This is a genomic window from Nitrosopumilus sp., assembly GCF_025699125.1.
Taxonomy (GTDB): domain Archaea; phylum Thermoproteota; class Nitrososphaeria; order Nitrososphaerales; family Nitrosopumilaceae; genus Nitrosopumilus.
In genome coordinates this window covers 74,425-92,614 of sequence record NZ_JAILWC010000001.1, presented here as the reverse complement: position 1 = coordinate 92,614, position 18,190 = coordinate 74,425, and the positions used below count along the sequence as shown (strand labels likewise).

The 18,190-nt window shown below is 36.8% G+C and carries 22 protein-coding genes; 14 read left to right on the top strand and 8 right to left on the bottom strand.

All coding sequences use genetic code 11. The features are described 5' to 3' along the window. Positions 1 to 63 precede the first annotated feature (63 nt). The 13 genes from K5783_RS00570 (at position 64) to K5783_RS00510 (ending at position 10,885) form a co-directional block, all read left to right on the top strand. The gene (locus K5783_RS00570) at positions 64 to 1,263 is read left to right on the top strand and encodes an argininosuccinate synthase (protein ID WP_297471636.1); all 1,200 of its coding nucleotides are present in this window, start codon (positions 64 to 66) and stop codon (positions 1,261 to 1,263) included. Continuing rightward, complete coding sequence (locus K5783_RS00565; protein ID WP_109876771.1) at positions 1,260 to 1,427, top strand: alpha-aminoadipate/glutamate carrier protein LysW; 168 nt, start codon at positions 1,260 to 1,262, stop codon at positions 1,425 to 1,427. The genes K5783_RS00570 and K5783_RS00565 overlap by 4 nt, the downstream gene beginning before the upstream one ends. Beyond that, positions 1,427 to 2,284 (top strand): lysine biosynthesis protein LysX, encoded by an 858-nt coding sequence (gene lysX, locus K5783_RS00560; RefSeq protein ID WP_297471633.1) that lies wholly within the window; start codon positions 1,427 to 1,429, stop codon positions 2,282 to 2,284. The genes K5783_RS00565 and lysX (K5783_RS00560) overlap by 1 nt, the downstream gene beginning before the upstream one ends. A gap of 28 nt (positions 2,285 to 2,312) precedes the next feature. Beyond that, complete coding sequence (gene argC / locus K5783_RS00555) at positions 2,313 to 3,359, top strand: N-acetyl-gamma-glutamyl-phosphate reductase (protein ID WP_297471631.1); 1,047 nt, start codon at positions 2,313 to 2,315, stop codon at positions 3,357 to 3,359. 2 nt (positions 3,360 to 3,361) lie between these two features. Then, the gene (locus K5783_RS00550) at positions 3,362 to 4,165 is read left to right on the top strand and encodes a [LysW]-aminoadipate/[LysW]-glutamate kinase (protein WP_297471629.1); all 804 of its coding nucleotides are present in this window, start codon (positions 3,362 to 3,364) and stop codon (positions 4,163 to 4,165) included. Then, complete coding sequence (locus K5783_RS00545) at positions 4,158 to 5,339, top strand: acetylornithine/succinylornithine family transaminase (RefSeq protein ID WP_297471627.1); 1,182 nt, start codon at positions 4,158 to 4,160, stop codon at positions 5,337 to 5,339. Before K5783_RS00550 ends, K5783_RS00545 begins: the two co-directional genes overlap by 8 nt. Beyond that, on the top strand, positions 5,326 to 5,745 hold the full coding sequence (lysM, locus tag K5783_RS00540; protein WP_297471625.1) for an HTH-type transcriptional regulator LysM: 420 nt from the start codon (positions 5,326 to 5,328) through the stop codon (positions 5,743 to 5,745). Before K5783_RS00545 ends, lysM begins: the two co-directional genes overlap by 14 nt. A 117-nt stretch (positions 5,746 to 5,862) precedes the next feature. Continuing rightward, positions 5,863 to 7,029, top strand: coding sequence for a 2-isopropylmalate synthase (locus tag K5783_RS00535; RefSeq protein ID WP_297471623.1), 1,167 nt, complete (start codon positions 5,863 to 5,865; stop codon positions 7,027 to 7,029). A gap of 22 nt (positions 7,030 to 7,051) precedes the next feature. Continuing rightward, positions 7,052 to 7,219: an alpha-aminoadipate/glutamate carrier protein LysW gene (locus K5783_RS00530; RefSeq protein ID WP_109876778.1), complete on the top strand. Its 168-nt coding sequence runs from the start codon at positions 7,052 to 7,054 to the stop codon at positions 7,217 to 7,219. Beyond that, on the top strand, positions 7,216 to 8,058 hold the full coding sequence (lysX, locus tag K5783_RS00525; protein WP_297471621.1) for a lysine biosynthesis protein LysX: 843 nt from the start codon (positions 7,216 to 7,218) through the stop codon (positions 8,056 to 8,058). Before K5783_RS00530 ends, lysX (K5783_RS00525) begins: the two co-directional genes overlap by 4 nt. A 42-nt stretch (positions 8,059 to 8,100) precedes the next feature. After that, a complete protein-coding gene (locus tag K5783_RS00520; RefSeq protein WP_297472672.1) occupies positions 8,101 to 9,186 on the top strand; it encodes a M20/M25/M40 family metallo-hydrolase in 1,086 nt (361 codons plus the stop codon). Further along, the gene (dph5, locus tag K5783_RS00515; RefSeq protein WP_297471619.1) at positions 9,186 to 10,223 is read left to right on the top strand and encodes a diphthine synthase; all 1,038 of its coding nucleotides are present in this window, start codon (positions 9,186 to 9,188) and stop codon (positions 10,221 to 10,223) included. The genes K5783_RS00520 and dph5 overlap by 1 nt, the downstream gene beginning before the upstream one ends. A 44-nt stretch (positions 10,224 to 10,267) precedes the next feature. After that, positions 10,268 to 10,885, top strand: coding sequence for an FAD synthase (locus K5783_RS00510; RefSeq protein ID WP_297471617.1), 618 nt, complete (start codon positions 10,268 to 10,270; stop codon positions 10,883 to 10,885). Here the strand turns inward: K5783_RS00510 and K5783_RS00505 are convergent. The 5 genes from K5783_RS00505 to K5783_RS00485 all read right to left on the bottom strand — a co-directional run bounded on the left by K5783_RS00505 (position 10,882) and on the right by K5783_RS00485 (position 14,276). Then, positions 10,882 to 11,565, bottom strand: a complete 684-nt coding sequence (locus tag K5783_RS00505) for a DUF120 domain-containing protein (protein ID WP_297471615.1) — start codon at positions 11,563 to 11,565, stop codon at positions 10,882 to 10,884. The genes K5783_RS00510 and K5783_RS00505 overlap by 4 nt on opposite strands. Before the next feature lie 8 nt (positions 11,566 to 11,573). Then, positions 11,574 to 12,719 (bottom strand): DNA primase DnaG, encoded by a 1,146-nt coding sequence (gene dnaG / locus K5783_RS00500; protein WP_109876784.1) that lies wholly within the window; start codon positions 12,717 to 12,719, stop codon positions 11,574 to 11,576. Positions 12,720 to 12,871: 152 nt separating this feature from the next. Next, complete coding sequence (erpA, locus tag K5783_RS00495; RefSeq protein ID WP_109876785.1) at positions 12,872 to 13,222, bottom strand: iron-sulfur cluster insertion protein ErpA; 351 nt, start codon at positions 13,220 to 13,222, stop codon at positions 12,872 to 12,874. A 91-nt stretch (positions 13,223 to 13,313) separates the two neighbouring features. Next, positions 13,314 to 13,916: a hypothetical protein gene (locus K5783_RS00490; RefSeq protein ID WP_297471612.1), complete on the bottom strand. Its 603-nt coding sequence runs from the start codon at positions 13,914 to 13,916 to the stop codon at positions 13,314 to 13,316. A gap of 18 nt (positions 13,917 to 13,934) precedes the next feature. Next, complete coding sequence (locus K5783_RS00485) at positions 13,935 to 14,276, bottom strand: ArsR family transcriptional regulator (protein ID WP_297471610.1); 342 nt, start codon at positions 14,274 to 14,276, stop codon at positions 13,935 to 13,937. 94 nt (positions 14,277 to 14,370) lie between these two features. Here K5783_RS00485 and K5783_RS00480 point away from each other — a divergent pair, with 94 nt between their 5' ends. After that, positions 14,371 to 14,892 carry a plastocyanin/azurin family copper-binding protein gene (locus tag K5783_RS00480; RefSeq protein ID WP_297471609.1) on the top strand — a complete coding sequence of 174 codons (522 nt, stop codon included), beginning with the start codon at positions 14,371 to 14,373 and terminating at the stop codon, positions 14,890 to 14,892. Positions 14,893 to 14,949: 57 nt separating this feature from the next. Here K5783_RS00480 and K5783_RS00475 read toward each other — a convergent pair whose 3' ends face one another. From K5783_RS00475 to K5783_RS00465, 3 genes are all read right to left on the bottom strand, one after another. Then, the gene (locus K5783_RS00475) at positions 14,950 to 15,711 is read right to left on the bottom strand and encodes an enoyl-CoA hydratase-related protein (RefSeq protein WP_278974480.1); all 762 of its coding nucleotides are present in this window, start codon (positions 15,709 to 15,711) and stop codon (positions 14,950 to 14,952) included. A gap of 36 nt (positions 15,712 to 15,747) precedes the next feature. Next, positions 15,748 to 17,865 (bottom strand): 3-hydroxypropionate--CoA ligase, encoded by a 2,118-nt coding sequence (locus K5783_RS00470; RefSeq protein ID WP_297471607.1) that lies wholly within the window; start codon positions 17,863 to 17,865, stop codon positions 15,748 to 15,750. A 155-nt stretch (positions 17,866 to 18,020) separates the two neighbouring features. Further along, positions 18,021 to 18,167: a hypothetical protein gene (locus K5783_RS00465; RefSeq protein ID WP_297471605.1), complete on the bottom strand. Its 147-nt coding sequence runs from the start codon at positions 18,165 to 18,167 to the stop codon at positions 18,021 to 18,023. Positions 18,168 to 18,190 lie beyond the last annotated feature (23 nt).

The window sequence follows — 18,190 nt, the reverse complement described above, 5'->3', positions numbered from 1 at the left end:
AAATAATTAGAACTCAGGCTATCACAAAAGATAAATTCCAAAATACAACGGGAAAGTTGTTTTATGACTCAAAAAGGTATTCTTGCATTTTCTGGAGGCTTGGATACTTCAGTAGTTGTGAAATATTTACAGGAAGAACACGACATGGATGTCATTACAGTAACTGTAGATGTAGGTCAAGGCGATGATGCTAAAAAAATTGCAGCCAAAGCAAAAAAACTTGGTGTAAAAAAACACTACAACATAGATGCTAGAAAAGAATTTGTCAACAAGTACATTTTTCCATCAATCAAAGCAAATGCACTTTATCAAAAAAAATATTGTCTTGCAACAGCTCTTGCCAGGCCATTAATTGCAGAAAAAGTTTTAGAGATTGCAAAAAAAGAAAAAGTGACATCGCTTGCACACGGATGTTCAGGTAAAGGAAATGATCAAGTGCGTTTTGACATCACTTTACGTTCGGGTTCAGATCTTCCGATTATAGCTCCTATTAGAGACAAGAACTTGGACAGAGAAACTGAATTGAAATTTGCAAAGAAACACGGAATTGAAATTGATGCGGTAGCAAAGAGGTTCAGTATTGATCAAAATTTGTGGGGACGCGCAATTGAAGGCGGGGTGCTAGAGGATCCATACAACGAACCGCCAGATGACGCATTCATTTGGGTTAAGACAAAAAACTTGCCTGAAAAAGCATCATATTTGGAAATCAAATTTGAGAAGGGAATTCCAGTTGCAGTTGACGGAAAAAAATTAGAATCGCAGAAACTTATTGAATACATAAACAAAAAAGCAGGCAATGCGGGGGTCGGAATTGTTGATCATATTGAAGACAGAGTTGTCGGAATTAAATCCAGAGAAGTTTATGAAACACCAGCTGCGACCTGCCTAATTGAAGCTCATTCAGATCTAGAAAAAATGGTCCATACAAAACATGAAAACAAGTTCAAATCACTAATTGACGATGAATGGGCATATTTGGTGTATTCAGGCCTTTGGCAAGATCCACTAAGAAGAGATCTTGACGGATTTATCGAGGAATCACAAAAACCAGTTTCCGGAACAGTGAAACTCAAGATGTACAAAGGAAGTCTCAGAGTTGTTGGAAGAAAATCAGATTTTTCATTATACAGTCATAAAATCGCCACATATGGTACAGAATCAACATTTGATCAAAGATTAGCCAAAGGATTTGTAGAATTGTGGGGAATGCAGTCAACAGAAGCTAATAAATTACAAAAGAAAAGGTCAACAAAAACATGAACTGCCCAGAATGTGATGCAACACTAAACATCCCAGACGATGCCTCAGTAGGAGAAATTGTCTCCTGTCCTGATTGTGGCGCTGACTTTGAAATATCTAAAAAAGACGGATCAAATGTTGAGCTTAAACAAGCAGAAAGCGTAGGCGAAGACTGGGGAGAGTAATGTCAAAAGTCTGTATCGTGTTTGACCGCCTAAGAGCGGAAGAGAAGATGCTCCAAAAAGAAGCATCAGATCTAGGACATGATGCAGTAATGCTTGATGCAAAAATCACCCAAATAAACACAGATAGTAAAAAAGAAGATTATGATTTTGGCGACGTTGTTTTAGAACGATGCGTCAGCTATTTCAGAGGTCTGCATTTTACAGCAAGTCTAGAATTTTTAGATGTTCCAGTTTTAAACAAATTTGAAGTCGCAAACATTTGTGGAAATAAAATGTTCATGACATTGTTACTAAAGAAAAACAACGTTCCAACACCAAGAACATATTTTTCATTTTCCAGTCAAAGCGCAGCTGAGAATCTAGAGAAAGTTGGATTTCCCCTAGTGATCAAACCTGTAATTGGAAGTTGGGGAAGAGGAGTAATGCCATTAAAGGACAAGGATACCATGGAGGCAGTTTTTGAAATTAGAGACATAACTGATAGTCCACACGATAGAATTTACTATTTGCAGGAATTAATCAAAAGACCACCAAGAGACATCAGAGTAATTACAGTGGGAGACCAACCCATTGCAGCCATGTATAGAAAATCTTCAGGAGGTTTTAAAACAAACATTGCACTTGGGGCAGATCCTGAACTTTGTGAGATCTCAAAAGAGATGGAAGATATGGCCGTAAAAGCATCCAAAGCCATGGGCGGAGGAATTTTGGGAATTGACATGATGGAAGACGATCAAAAGGGACTGGTAGTCCACGAAGTGAACAACACAGTAGAATTCAAAGGATTGGCAAGAGTTTCTAAACGAAACATACCAAAAGAAATAGTAGAATTTGCCCTAAACTACGTTAGGAAATAAATTATACTCCTTTGCGAGGAGACTTATCATGAAAGTAGGTGTTGTTGGAGCATCAGGATATGTAGGCGGAGAGACACTTCGTCTGCTGGTTAATCATCCAGATGTTGAAATCGCCATGGTTACATCAAGGCAACATGTAGGAGAGTATCTCCACAGAGTTCAACCAAGTTTGAAAGGATTTACAGATCTGATGTTTTCAGAATTAGACTATGATAGATTAACAGATCAATGTGATTTAGTTTTCACTGCTGTTCCTCATGGAACTGCAACTGAAATTGTAAAGGCACTTTATGACAGAGGAATCAAAGTGATAGATCTGAGTGCCGACTATAGATTGCACAATCAGGATGCATATGACAAATGGTATGGCTGGAAACACCCACACCCAGATTACCTAGCAAAATCAGTTTTTGGAGTACCTGAATTACATAGAGAAGCAATCAAAAAAGCACAACTTGTTTCCTGTCCTGGATGTATGGCAGTTACATCGATGTTAGCTCTTGCACCATTAATTCGAAATGACATAATCGATACAGAACATATTGTAGTAGATTCTAAAATCGGCTCTTCTGGCGCAGGTTCTGGTTCAGGAACTGCACATGCAATGAGAGCTGGAGTCATCAGACCATACAAACCTGCAAAACACAGACATACTGGTGAAATTGAACAGGAGCTTAGTGAAATTGCAGGACATAAAATTCGTGTTTCAATGAGTCCACATGCAGTGGATGTAGTTCGTGGAATTTTGTGTACAAATCACACATTCTTGAAAAAAGATATTGAAGAAAAAGAATTATGGAAATTATATCGTCAAGCTTATGGTGAAGAAAGATTCATCAGATTAATTCGAGATAAAAAGGGATTATACAAATTCCCAGATCCAAAATTCTTAGTTGGTTCAAACTTTTGTGACATCGGATTTGATTTAGATGAAGACAACAATAGATTAATCGCATTGTCTGCATCAGATAACTTGATGAAAGGTGCAGCAGGTTCTGCCATTCAAAACATGAATGTAATGTGTGGTTTTGATGAAATGGACGGACTAAGAAACACCCCACTAACTCCAGTATAGAAATGATCACAATCAAGATTGGCGGAAGTGTGGTAGATAATTTACACCCATCAACAATTTCAGATATTAAAAAGGTAGCAGAATCAGAAGGAGTGATTTTAGTTCATGGCGGAGGAAAAGAAGTTACAAAAGTTTGTGAAGAACTTGGAAAAGAACCAAAATTTGTCACGTCTCCTAGCGGAATAAAGAGCAGATATACCGACAAAGAAACTGCAGAAATTTTTACAATGGTCATGTCAGGTAGGATAAACAAAACAATTGTTCAGATGCTTCAAAAAAATGGAATTAATGCGATTGGTCTTTCAGGTGTAGATGCCAAAATTATTCAAGCTGACAGAAAAAAGAAACTCCTCATTGTTAACGAAAAAGGCAGAAAACAGGCAATTGATGGCGGATATACAGGAAAAATTACCGATATCAACTCTGATTTCATCAAATTACTCCTAGAACAGGGATTAACTCCAGTCATCTCACCCATAGCAATTAGCGAAGAATCAGAATTTCTCAATGTTGATGGGGACAGAGCTGCGGCATACATTGCAGGCAAAGTAGGATGCGACAAAGTACTATTCATTACAAATGTAGATGGATTGCTAATGGATGACAAACTTGTTCCAAAATTAACTTTAGCAGAAGCAAAAGAAATCAGGCCAAAAATTGGACCAGGAATGGAAAAAAAGATTTTGGCATCAACAGAAGCATTAGATATGGGAGTAAAAAAAGCCCTAATTGCAAATGGCCAAAAAGAAAACCCCATATCTTCAGCAATTGCGCAGGATAATTGTACGGTGATTGAGCATGAGTGAAGATCAATTCATGGGAAGTCTCTATCAGAGATTCCCAGTTACAGTTGAAAGAGGAGTAGGATCTCATGTATGGGATAGTGATGGAAAAGAATACATCGATTGCATGGGAGGCTACGGTGTTGCACTAGTAGGCCATCAAAATCAAAGAGTCAACAATGCAATAAAAGAACAAGTTGATAAAATAATTACAGTACATAGTTCTCTATACAACAAAACAAGAGAAGAGTTTTTGAAAACATTAATCGGATTGGCACCTAAAGGACTCACACAAGTTCATCTAAACAACAGCGGTGCAGAAGCAATTGAAGCAGCAATAAAGTTTGCAAGGAAGTTCACAGGTAAAAAAGGAATGGTTGCAATGAAGGGATCATATCACGGCAAATCACTTGGAGCTTTATCACTAACATTTAATCCAAAATACAAAAAGGCATTTGAACCACTAGTTGAAAAAGTTTCATTTGCATCCTTTGGAGACATTGAATCACTTCGTTCAGCAATTGATGACGATACTGCATTTGTAATTTTGGAACCAATTCAAGGTGAGAGTGGGATAATTGTTGCTCCAGACGGATTTTTGCAAGATGTGCGAAAACTATGTGATGAAAAAGGAATTCTGTTAATTTTTGACGAAATACAAGCTGGTTTGGGACGAACTGGACGATTATGGGCATGCGAACATTGGAATACTGCACCAGATATTTTGTGTCTAGCAAAAGGAATCGCAGGGGGCGTTCCAATGGGTGCAACACTTGTTAGACCAGACATTCTTGCTGCAATGAGTAAAGGAGAACATTCTTCAACATTTGGCGGAAACCCATTATCATGTGCTGCAGGGACTGCAGCTCTTAAAGCACTGACAGAAGATGGATTAATAGAAAATTCTGAAAAGATGGGCAAGATATTCAGAGAGGGTCTAGAGAAACTAAAAGAAAAGCACACCATAATTAGGGAAATTCGAGGAAAGGGACTAATGATAGGAATAGAATTAAAATTTGAAGTAAAAGACATCCTGATGGGATTAATAGACAAAGGCGTCCTTATGTTATATTCAGGAAGAAACATACTCAGAGTACTTCCTCCACTAGTGATTTCCGAAGACGACATAACAAAAGTTTTACATGCTCTAGATTCTGTACTTACTGAAGAGGAGCAAAAAAGAGATGTACAAGGATAAAGTAGACGAGAAGATTATCGGATACCTAAAAGAAGATGCCAGAGAATCATTTGTAGACATTGGTAAAAAATTAAAACTTTCTGAATCAGCAGTTAGAAGGCGTGTAAAAAATTTAGTAGACAGTGGCACAATCAAGAAATTTACCCTGGAACTTGGCGAAGAAAATGCAACAAGTGCAATTGTTTTAGTTTCAGTAGATTCCGCTACTGATACATCCAAAGTTTCCCTCAAACTTGCAAAATTAGAAGGAGTAAAAACAGTTTATGAAATAACAGGTCAATACGACATTACAACAATAATAAGTGCATCAAGTATTGCTGAAATTAACAACGCCATTGATGCATTAAGAAAGATTCCAGGTGTGGTAGATACAAACACTGTAATAATTTTGAGAAAAATAGTCTAAAAACGACTTTCGCAAACAATATTTATTTCATAACTGATTTAGGATCAATAATAGTTTTTTTCAACGAAGATAGTACGAATATGTTTATATCATCAATCCATATCACCGATATCAGTAATGAAAGATCCGAATCACTATGCAAACCTGTATAACGCATATGACAAAAATCCAAAGAAGATCAGAGTCCTAGATAGCACTCTAAGGGAAGGAGAACAGCATCCAGGAGTGTCATTTACAAACAAACAGAGAATTCAGATTGCATGGATGTTAGATTATTTTGGAGTAGATCAAATAGAGATATCACCAGTAGTTTCAAATGATCACAAAGAAGCAACTAAAACAATTATCAAACAAGGATTAAAGGCAGACATTGTCTCTCACGGACGTGCACTCAAAGAAGACATAGATATTTCGTTAGATTGCGATGCAAAATGGTGTGCAGCTTATTTAGGAATTTCAGACATTCATCTTAAAGACAAACTGCGTATTTCAAGAGAAGAAGCACTTAGAAGAGCAGTTGAAACTGTAGAATATGCAAAATCTCATGGTCTTAAAATTAGATTTACCGTGGAAGACGGAAGTAGAGCAGAGCCGGAATTTTTAATCAAAGTTTGCAAGGCGATTGAAGAAGCAGGTGTTGATAGAATCAGTCTTCCAGATACAGTCGGGATAATGCGTCCTATTGGAATGTACAATTTTGTTAAAAAAGTAAAAGATGTAGTAGATGTTCCATTAGACGCACATGTTCACAATGACATTGGGTTTGCAGTAGCAAATGCTTTTTCAGCTTGTGATGCAGGAGTTGATCAGATTCATACCACTATTGATGGAATTGGAGAAAGAACTGGAATCCCACCACTTGCAGAAGTAGCAGTTGCACTGACATATCTGTACAAATCTCCAAACGATTTCAGATTAGACATGCTATTAGATCTTTCAAGATTAATTGAAGAGTATACAACAATCAAACCATATGACTCAAAACCAATTGTCGGTTCATCAGCATACAAACACAAAGCTGGCACACACCTTGCAGCAATCCTCAGAAATCCAGCCGCATATGAGCCCATACCACCAAGAGCAGTTGGGAATAGAAGAAGGATTGTCTTTGGGGAACTTGCAGGAAAGACAGGTGCAGCCTATTTGATGTCGTTATTAGGCTTGGATAAAAATGATGAAAGCGCAAAGGCGGTAGCTGCTGGATTAAAGGGTCTTAGAATGGGAGATCTTATTGAAATCCCACTTGAAGATAGACTTGAAAAAAAGATAACTAATGATAAATAAAGAGGATTAATGAAGATAAGATATGTCAAAATGTGAAGAATGTGATGCAGAAATATCCGTCCCAAGTGATGCACTTGAAGGAGAAATTGTAACATGTCCGGAATGTGGCGCAAGTTTTGAATTAGTAAAAGGTTCAGACGGTTTCCAATTAAAGCCTGCCCAAACGGTTGGCGAGGATTGGGGACAGTGAGTCCTGACGTCACTATTCTTTACGATACCATCCGTTGGGAAGAAAAAGCTCTTCTAGAAGCAGGCAAAAAAAACAACATCAATATCCAGATGGTGGATTGTAAGAAAGTAGCATTAGATTTAGAAAAAAAACCAGAAGATTACGGAGTAGTAATTCAGCGATGTGTAAGTTATTACAGAAATTTGCATTCAACTGCAGCTCTTGAAGGATTAGGAGTCAAAGTAATTAATTGTCTGAACACAGGCATTTTTGCAGGAAATAAATTATTCACACACATGTTGTTAAAAAAATTCGGAGTTCCCACACCGGATGCAACAGTTGCCTTTTCAAAAGAAGCAGCTTTGGAAGCACTGAAAACACAAGGATTTCCAAAAGTCATCAAGCCAACTGTCGGAAGTTGGGGCAGACTAATTTCAAAACTAAACGACAAAGATTCAGCTGAGGGCATAATGGAAAGTAGAGAGAACATGTATCCAATTTACCAGATACATTATTTAGAAGAATTTGTAAAAAGGCCACCAAGAGACATCAGAGCAATTATGGTAGGAGATAAAATAGTTGCAGCAATATACAGAATTTCAGAACATTGGAAAACGAATATGGCACTTGGCGGGACAGCTGAGCCATGCAAGGTTACACCTGAAATGGAAGAGATGTGCATCAAGGCAAAAAAGGCCGTTCAAGGAGACATTGTAGGTGTAGATTTGATGGAAAGCGATGAGAAAGGACTAGTTGTTCACGAGGTCAATAACACCACAGAATACAAGAATACAGTCAGAGTTTGTCAAGTAGACATCCCATCACTAATGCTAAATTATGCCCTGAATGTAAAAAAATAAGAATTGACCAGTCACTTATCAGAATCAAGGTTTGCAGTAAAGATGCTTGAAAAAGCACTCAGGCTTTACACGCCATCACTTAGTGAGAAACAATTAGCAGAATTTTTAGCTGACAAGTGCGATGATTTGGGTTTTGAAGATATTGAAATTGACGAAGTGGGAAATATCATTGCAAAGAAAGGAACGGGATCTCCAAAAGTCATGTTATGTGGCCACATGGATGTTGTTCCAGGAAAAGTCAAAGTAAGAAAAGAAGGAGATTCACTTTATGGAAGAGGAGCTTCAGATGCAAAAGCACCTTTAATGGCAATGCTGTTTGCAGCAGCATCGATTCAAAACGACAGCGGAACTATAATTTTTGTAGGAGCAGTTGATGAAGAAGGGAATGCAACAGGAATTAAAAATCTCGTCAAAAAAGAGATGGGAATTGATTATGCAATATTTGGAGAACCAAGCGGAATCAATCAAGTTACAATTGCGTATAAAGGAAGATTGGCAATCAGTCTTAAAATTAGCGTAGATGATAGCTCACATGCAAGTGCACCATGGCTTTCAAAAAATGCAATTCATGAATCAATGATTTTTGCAAAAGAACTCAAAGACAGATTGGAAGAAAATCAAGAAAACAGATCAAAAGGAATGTTGTTAACTTCATCCATGACAGAAATTAGAGGCGGTACAAGTCACAACATAACCCCAAAAGAATGTGAGACAACTTTCGACATCAGAATTCCGGTAGACATGAACTGCAAAGCAATTGAACAAAAAATTGCAACGCTGGTAAAAGAAATTTCTCAAAAAAGAGAGGTAGAAGCATTTTATTCAATTCTTGACGAAACAGAACCATTTGAGGCGCCACATAATTCACCATTAGTCAGAGCATTGACATTAGGAATTATTGAAGAGACAAAATCCAGACCAACTCTAATTAGAAAAACAGGTACCGGAGACATGAATGTTTTAGGAAATCAATGGTCAATTCCCGTAGTAACTTATGGCCCAGGAGATCCACACGAGGCCCACACAATCGATGAGAAAGTATCCATCGAAGAATACCTCAAAGGAATAGAAATTCTCAAGAAAACCCTACAGCACTTAAAAAGACTTCATGATAGAAAGATGCAGTAATGCTGTGGTTTGTAGGACTAGGAATTTCGGGATTCAAATCAATTCCCGCTGAGGCGCTAGATGTTTTATCAAAAGCAGACATTGTATACCTGGAACAATTTACTAGTCCAATTGGAAAATCAGATTTAACTAAAATCAAAAATGCAACAAAGGGTGAATTTAGACCAGCAAAAAGATGGTTAGTCGAAGATGGAAATGAGATTTTAAAGAATTCAAAGAAAAAGAAGGTCGTGTTGCTTTCATACGGGGATCCATACATTGCCACTACACATATCGAGTTAAGAACCAGAGCAATTGAAGAAAAAATCAAAACATATTCCATTCATGCATCATCGTCTCTTACATCCATGATCGGAGAATGTGGTTTGCATTTTTACAAAGTTGGAAGAATTGCAACTATAATGAACGAAATGAAATCACTTACAACGCCATACTATGTAATTTACAAAAATATCATCGAAGGCAATCACACAGTGCTTCTTTTAGAATACAACCAAGACAGAGATTTTTTCTTAGATCCTAAGGACGCATTGAATGGATTACTGGAAACTGAGAAAGGGCAAAAAAGAAATGTAATTAGTTTAGATAGTTATGCAATAGTAGCATCAAGAGTTGGATTCAAGGATCAATCTATTATTTCGGGTAAAATCTCTAGTTTAAAGAAAAAAGATTTTGGGAAACCGCCACATACAGTAATTATTCCAGGAAGATTACATTTTACAGAATCAGACGCATTGAAGATATTAGGTAAATGCATTGATGAACCATTTGATAATTCGGAGAAGACAAAAAAGATTTCAACTCAAATGATGGAAAAATATGTTCCAATGGTAAGAGAAGCGCTGAAAGAAATAGAACCATACTATAAAGATCAAAAAGAGTATCAAGTGATATTGGAAAATGCAGAATTATACATCAATGATGCAGAGAAATTTCTAGAAGACGGTCAAGATGAGGTGGCGATTTTGAGTATAGGGTACGCAGATGGCCTTGTTGATGCATTAAGATTGGCCAAAGGCCTGGATCCCAAGATGTAATTTTTAGCGATGAATTAAAGAGAGGGTCTGAAAATAGAAAAATATTGGAACCGATTGACAAAATAATTCTTTCAGCCATGTATGTATGTCAAATTGACGGAAGATCAGTAACTGAGGAAATTAAGAAAAAAAGTATGTTTTCAGACGATATGATAAAATCAAAGATTGATGAACTAGTAAAGAACCAATTCATTAACGAAGACAGAACCACACTTACAGAAATAGGTCGGAGTTCATTACGAGTAGTTCTGGCAGGCGGCGTTTTCGACATAATTCATCCAGGGCATATCCACACGCTAAATGCGGCAAAAGCACTAGGAGACGTACTGGTGGTAGTGGTGGCAACAGACAACACTGCAGTCAAAATGAAAAAAAGAAACCCCATACACAGTCAAGAACAGAGACAAGAGTTGGTAAATTCACTCTCAATGGTTGATCTATGCCTCATCGGACAAGAAGATGACATCTTTAAAACAGTCAACATGGTAAAGCCGGAAATTGTTGCGTTAGGTTATGATCAGGTACATCAAGAGAAATTCATCATAGAAGGATGTAAAAAAATAAATCTCGATGCAAAAGTTGCAAGACTGCAATCCCCAATTCCAGAAAGCTCCAGTTATAAAATAGAAAAAGAGTACGGGGAATCGATTCACGGGATTTAGGAATTAATTTGAATTTTAATTGAAATTTTTGAACCATCCTTTAGTTTTGCAGTTTTTCTCAAACAGGATTTGGATATTAGTTCAATTATGGAATCGTCATGATGAGTTCGTTCTAGTATTATCAATTCACAATTTATTGAATTATTTAATTTGGCTGGAAAGCATTTTACCCAACCATAGGTTCTTTTCCCGTCAGAGAAACTCTTAATTTTTACACCGTTCAAAGTTTCAAACTGTTTTATTGCCTCTTGGTGGATTTTTTGATCCAATCTGACATTAAGAGTTCCAGGGAATGGAACATATCCAATTTTTGACTTGAATTGTGTAGTGTATCCTTTTAATCCCATATAGTATGCGCCCTCACCCATTCCAGAAATCAAAGTTCCCGTTAATTCAACATAAGATGGAGAAGAATCCAGACTTTTTCTCAATATTGTAGAAAGTTTTACCATTTCACTGAATCCTTTCGGAGTAATTTTTACCGATATGTTCCTTCCATTGATGATTCTCTCAATGAATTGATTTTGTTCTAATTCGACTAGATGTTTTGATGCAGCTTGCTGAGATTTTTTAATGTTTTTTCCAAGGGAGGAAGTCGTTATGGTAACATAGTTGTGTTTTGCACCTTTAGATAATAGATAAGAGAGGGTTAAGATGTGCTGAATTTTCAGTTCAGTCATCTAAATTCCTAAGATACGCCCAAATCACCGAATGTTTTTAGTGTCATTCCATCAGAGTTTGAAAGTTTAGCAACTCTGTGACCAACAACACATTCTACACCTGCATTTTTTGCGCCTTCTAAAAGTCTCTGAGTAATGATTCCATCAAGTAGAAGATATTTGATTCCAGATTGTGATGATAGTTTGCTTACCACTTCACTGATTGGAACTTTGAAAACTTCATTCTGATCACTATCCAATGCAACTGCTTCAAGAGTTTCATTTAGATTTGGAAAAACCTTTGATGCAATTTCTGCAAGAGGCTTATCATCTTCACTTTTGAGTGCAGGTGCCGGTTTACCGGATTTAATTTCATCAGCGATTGGTCTCAGAATTTCATCAATTCTTTGCGGAGTCAGTTCTTCAACTTCAACACCTGTATCTGCTTGTAGTTCATAATCTAAAGTAACAACAGATTTGAGTTCTTTGAGAATGAATCCACCTGATCTATCACCATCAAGGAATGCAACTACAGTTTCTTTAGAATTGCATAGTTCTTTGATAGACTCATCAATTTTTGCACCTTCAATTGCTAAGACATTATCATATCCTGCTCTTAGGAGATTGATAACATCGGCTCTTCCTTCTACCAGAATTACCCAATTAGAATCAAAGACGCCAGAACTGCATGTTAGTTTTGATGGCCCATAAGTTGCTAGTTTTCCAGCATCACCTTGATGAACATCATTTAGCATTGTTTCTCCTTCACTGACAGTTTTGGTAGCCCATTTTTGCTTGATTTCTTTTGCACGTCTTACAATATCGTCTTTCTTTGCAGCTCGTACATCATCAATGGCTTCTAATCTAAATTTGCAATCAAATGGCCCTACTTTATCGATGCTTTCAATTCCAGCTGCAATTAATGCACATGTATCAATATCGGTACTCATTGGGATTAAAGCATCGCCAGATGTAGTGTTAGAAGTAGATTTTGTATTGACTTCAATACGCCCTACTTTGGAAACACGTTGCAGCTCATTCAGATTCATCTCTGGGCCTAACAGTCCTTCTGTTTGGCCAAAGATGGCACCGATTATATCTGCTCTTTCAACGAGCCCATCAACTTCATAGGAAAGTTTAACATGATATTTGACAATTCCTGATTTACCGGACATAAGTTCATCTCCTTTATTATCATAATTTTGGTTTCTGCCTTCGATATATGAGGGTATCGCAAAAAAGTCTGTGAAGATATAAAATTTTTCAAGGGATTAATCAGCTCAGCAAACGCTAAGAAATTCTAAAAATGAAAAATAATGATAGTTGTTTATTCAGTACTAAATGAGTGACCACATGAACAGGATTTTGTAACGTTTGGATTGTTGATTTTAAATCCAGAACCCATTAGACTTTCAATATAGTCCACGTTTGCACCTTGTAGATGGTCAACACTATAACTGTCAACTACGAGTTTTACCCCATTTTCTTCCATGACGATGTCATCTTCTTCTGGTGCTTTTTCAAAGCCCATACCATAAGATAGACCAGAACAACCGCCACCTTGAACATATACTCGAAGATATTCAGGCGATTCTGCTTCTTCTTTCATGAATTCTTTGATCTTCTCAGCTGCTTTTGCAGTGACTGTGATCATCTTTTGTGTTTGCTCAGTTGCCATTATAAGTAAAAAAGCCGCTTCAAATTATAATAAGCTTTTCCCACCCAACACACTAGTAATTCAAGAAATAATCATCATTTTACTATAATTTCTAGCGTTGGATATGGTAATCGTGTTCATCAAAGTCAGAGCCCAGAGATACTGACAAAATAACAGTTGTATCAGTTGTTTGAAACTTTAGTTCTTTATCAGGCAAGAAATTTCGAAAAACATGAGTTAGAAGTTTTTCTGTAAACAGAGACCATTTTATTCCCAATTCATGTTGAATCAAAAATATGTGCATATCACCTTCTATGCGATGATCAGAATTCATTCCAGATGCTCGCATGTAATCTTCAAGTGTTTCTATACATCTTTTCAAATCATAATCTCCTTTGATAAACAAAACCGTATCTTTAATCACAGGAAACATCAAAGTGATAATTTCATCAATATCTTTTTCATCTAACTCTACTCCCAAAGATTCCAGGATTCCTTTGGGAACTGGGATCATTCCAATTTTGCCGGAGAATCTATCCCATTGCACATATTTTTCAAGAATTTGTCGGACCAAAACATTTTGAGAAATGCCTTTTTGTGTTGACTCGTTTTCTAATTCTGAAACAAGTTTTTCTGGAAGTCGATAAGTGATGCTTCGGGTAGGTTCTTTTTGCATTATGTGTTGTCTCTTTGTTGATAAATTTTCTTCCAACATTTTTGCTCCAAAAATTAACTAATCATCATTGGGTTTGTTTGGAACAAATTCAACAACAGTTACTTCTAGATCACACTTTAGAGAAATGGACTTTACCTTACTCTTGTACAAGAAATATTTTTTTCCATCCTGATTAATGGAGCCGGAAATTGCCAGCAATTTTGCATCATAAAGAGTTTGTAACCTTCTATACACAGTACTGATTGGAATATTTTTTTCATTGGAGATTTCCATTGCAGATTTTGGCTTTTCTAATGTGTTGTGCAGGATTTGTTTGCAATATTTGTCAGCAAGTATTTCCAAAATTACTTGCTTTCTTTCATCATCTACTATTTTTTGAGACTGAACTAATTCTTGCATGATTGGTTGAAATCAAAATATGATATAATGAATACGATTGCACTGCAAGACATTGTATACAACTTGAATAAATTCTCAAAAACAACATAACAGTATGAAACAGTTTCCAAAAAAAGCAATTCTGCCAATAATGGTATTTTCAATTTTGCTGATTTCAGTTTCAGGTAATACTGCAAATGCAGAATCGGTTCCAGAATGGGTGAAAAATACAGCTTTATGGTATGGGCAAGGAATTGTTTCAGAACAAGAGTTTCTAAACATGATAAAATTTTTGATTGATAATGACGTCATTACAATAGAAGGTCAAAAAGAGATTTCTATGAAAATGGATCCAACCATCACAATACCAAATGGCAACTTTAATGTGTCAAGTAAATCATTTTACTTGCCACTGAATTTAGAGATTCCTGTTGACACAACAGTGACATGGGTGAATAACGATTCAGTGCCACATAACATTCAAAGTCAAGATGATTCTGGAAAAGTAATAGACATGTTCAACAGTCCACCATTAAACACCGGAGACAAGTTCTCATACACATTTGAAGAAGAGGGGATTTTCAAATACCATTGCTCATGGCATCCATGGCGAGTGGGATTAGTTACAGTGAATTAGATTAACAAAAAATCTAATCCTAGTTTTTGAATAAAATAAGAAGGAAATTGGAAATAACTATTTCTTTGACTTGTTGACAAATGCCGTCATACGTTCTTCTCTGTCAGGATGAGTGAAGCAATTTCTCCAAGCAAGAAGTTCAACTGCAAGACCAGTATCAAGATCTGCATTTCTTCCTTTGTTGATTGCAACTTTTGACATTTGAACGCCCATTATAGAGTTCCCAGCTATCTGTTGTGCCATTTTCAAAGCTTCTTCTTGCAATGATGCAAGAGGAACTACATGATTTACGAGGCCAATCTCTTTTGCCTCATCTGCTTTGATCATTTTTCCTGTGTAAACAAGTTCTTTTGCTTTTGCTATTCCCACAATTCTCATCAATCTTTGTGTTCCACCCCAACCAGGAGGGATTCCAATTGTTACTTCTGGCTGACCTAACTTTGCAGTATCTGCAGCTATTCTAATATCACAAGACATTGCAAGCTCGCAACCGCCACCTAAAGCAAATCCATTAACGGCTGCAATAGTGGGTTGTTTTACTAACTCAACAGTTGAAGTTACAAGCTGACCAGTTTTTGCATAATCAACTGATTCATCTGCAGAGATTTTTGACATGTATTCAATATCTGCACCAGCAGAAAACGCCTTTTCGCCTTCACCAGTCAAGATGATAACCTTGACATCATCATCATGATTGAGTTCTTCAAAAGTTTTGATTAGTTCTTTTGCAACATCGATATTCATAGCATTAAGTTTGTCAGGTCTGTTAATTTTGACAGTACAAATGCCATCAGAAGTAGATGTGGTAACTAGTGACATGTTAATTTGCCAAGGGATGTGAAACTTAAATGTTCTCTATTTTCCGAGTACTTTGCCCCATTTAGCTAATGCAGAGGCAGCTGCAACCCAGGTTCGAAGATCTTGGTAAACTGGGACATTGTGTTTCTCAATTAATTTGATCATTTTTTCAGTATATGGGCCACCATTGCCGCCAGCAAGAATGGGTTTTATTTTTTTGTTTGATAATTCAGCTAGATGTTCAACTATTGTTTCCTCAAGGGGATCATCTTGGAAAACAAACCAAGGCATTGCAATATCAATATTCTTTTCGTCAAGGAATTGCTGGATGACAAATTTGTAATCATCTGCAGTTGCACCGCCACCCACATCGGCAGGATTTCCATTATGAATGGGAACAGTTGGGGGGAAACGTTCCTTCATTTTTTTGAGAAGCGCTGGGGATAACTTTCCAATAGTAAGACCTAATCTTTCTAATTGATCAATTCCGCCAATCATTGGACCAGCACCATTGCTAGTCATAGCAACACGATTACCTTTTGCAGGTGGTTGCCATGCTAGTGCCTTTAAGACTCCAACTAGTTCTTGATAACTATCAACTGAAATGATTCCTGCTTGTTTGAATGCACCCATAATCATTGCATTTGAACCACCAAGGGAACCAGTGTGCGATGCAGCTTGCTTTGCACCTGCAGCAGTTCTGCCACTCTTCCAAATAACAATGGGCTTTTTCTTTTCTTTCATGACACGTTTTGCAGTATTGATGAACTTTCTGCCATCACCAAAGCCTTCAACGTATAGGCCAATTACTTTGGTTTGAGGATCATTTGCAGCATACCATATCATGTCTGCTTCATCAACATCAGAACGATTGCCAAAACTGATCATTTTTGATAAACCAAATACATCAGCACTCTCCAACATGCTAATTCCCATAGTTCCACTTTGTGAGAAAAATGCAACATGTCCCAATTTTGAACGGACCATTCTCTCTTGTCCTTGGAATGCACAGTCAAGTCTATTTGCCGCATTGAACATTCCAATACAATTAGGACCGATTACACGAATCTTATGTTTAATAGACAGTTCTTTAACTTCAGCTTCCATTGCTGCTCTGTCACCACCAAGCTCTTTACCGCCACCAGAAACTATGACAACATTATGAATTCCTTTTTTAGCACAAATTTTCATTATCGGTCCACATTCTGCAAGATCAATGCAGACAACAACCAGATCAACTGTTTCTGTAATTGCATCTAGTGAAGGATAACATTTGATTCCAAGAATTGATTCTTGTTTAGGATTAATTGGAAATACCTTGCCTTTGTAATCTTGTTTTCCAAGGGCATCTAAAACAGAATTACCAATCTTTCCGGGAGTAGCAGATGCGCCAACTAGTGCAACAGATTTTGGAGTAAAGAAGGATTCCATTGAGGTAATGTTTGGTTTTGCTTTAGAGATTGAATTCTTTCTTAATTCATTATTCAGAATAATTTTTGCGTCAACTACAAAATGTGATTTTGGATAAACAACCACAGGGTTAAAATCAATGCTGTTAATGTAATCTGCATTTTCTACGCCTAATTTTCCAATCTGAACTAACATTTTTGCAACCATGTTAAGATCAACAGGTTCGCTTCCTCTGAAACCTTTGAGAAGTTTGGAACCTTTGAGTTCATTCAACATGGATTTAGCATCCGAAGTTGAAATAGGCAGCATTCTGAATGCAACATCTTTGAAGACCTCAGTCATCACTCCTCCTAATCCAGCCATAATCATTGGGCCAAACTGTGGATCGTTTTGAATACCTACAATTAGTTCAACACCTTTTGGAACCATTTTTTCCAAAAGAATTCCTTTAACTTCAACACCTTTCTTTTTAGAAAGACGACCATACATGTCATTGAACGTCTTTTTTACATCATTGACATTGTCAATTCCGACTTTAACTCCACCAACATCAGTCTTGTGCAAAATTTGTGGAGATACAACTTTCATTACAAGTGGAAAACCAATCTTCTTTGCCTGTTTTACTGCATCATTTGCAGAAGTAGCAAGTGCATAAGGGGGAACTTTAACTCCATAACTTTTGAGGATAGATTTGGATGATTCTTCAGTGATGACTTTATGATCAGTTAGAATGGTGTCTTCGAAAATTTTCTTAACCGCAGTCATCGTTCGATCGATAAAATTAGAATTAACTATATTAATGTAAAGTTATTGACAAGGTCAGATTCAAATTTTTTCAATAATTGGTTGTTCAGGTCATAAATTATTGCAAACCTATCCTGATTGCGATCAGGAATTTTTACTTTTTGTATATTGTACTCCTAATTCAGTTCTTCATAGTTAACATCGATGTGATCAAAACTGACTCCCTTGCATTGAGGGCATTCAGAGATATGAGTTACTCCTGCCTTCTTGGAAAAAACATTTCCACAGTTCTTGCAAACCCGTAAATCATCAATTAGAACCATGAGTCATTCTAGAAATTCTAAAT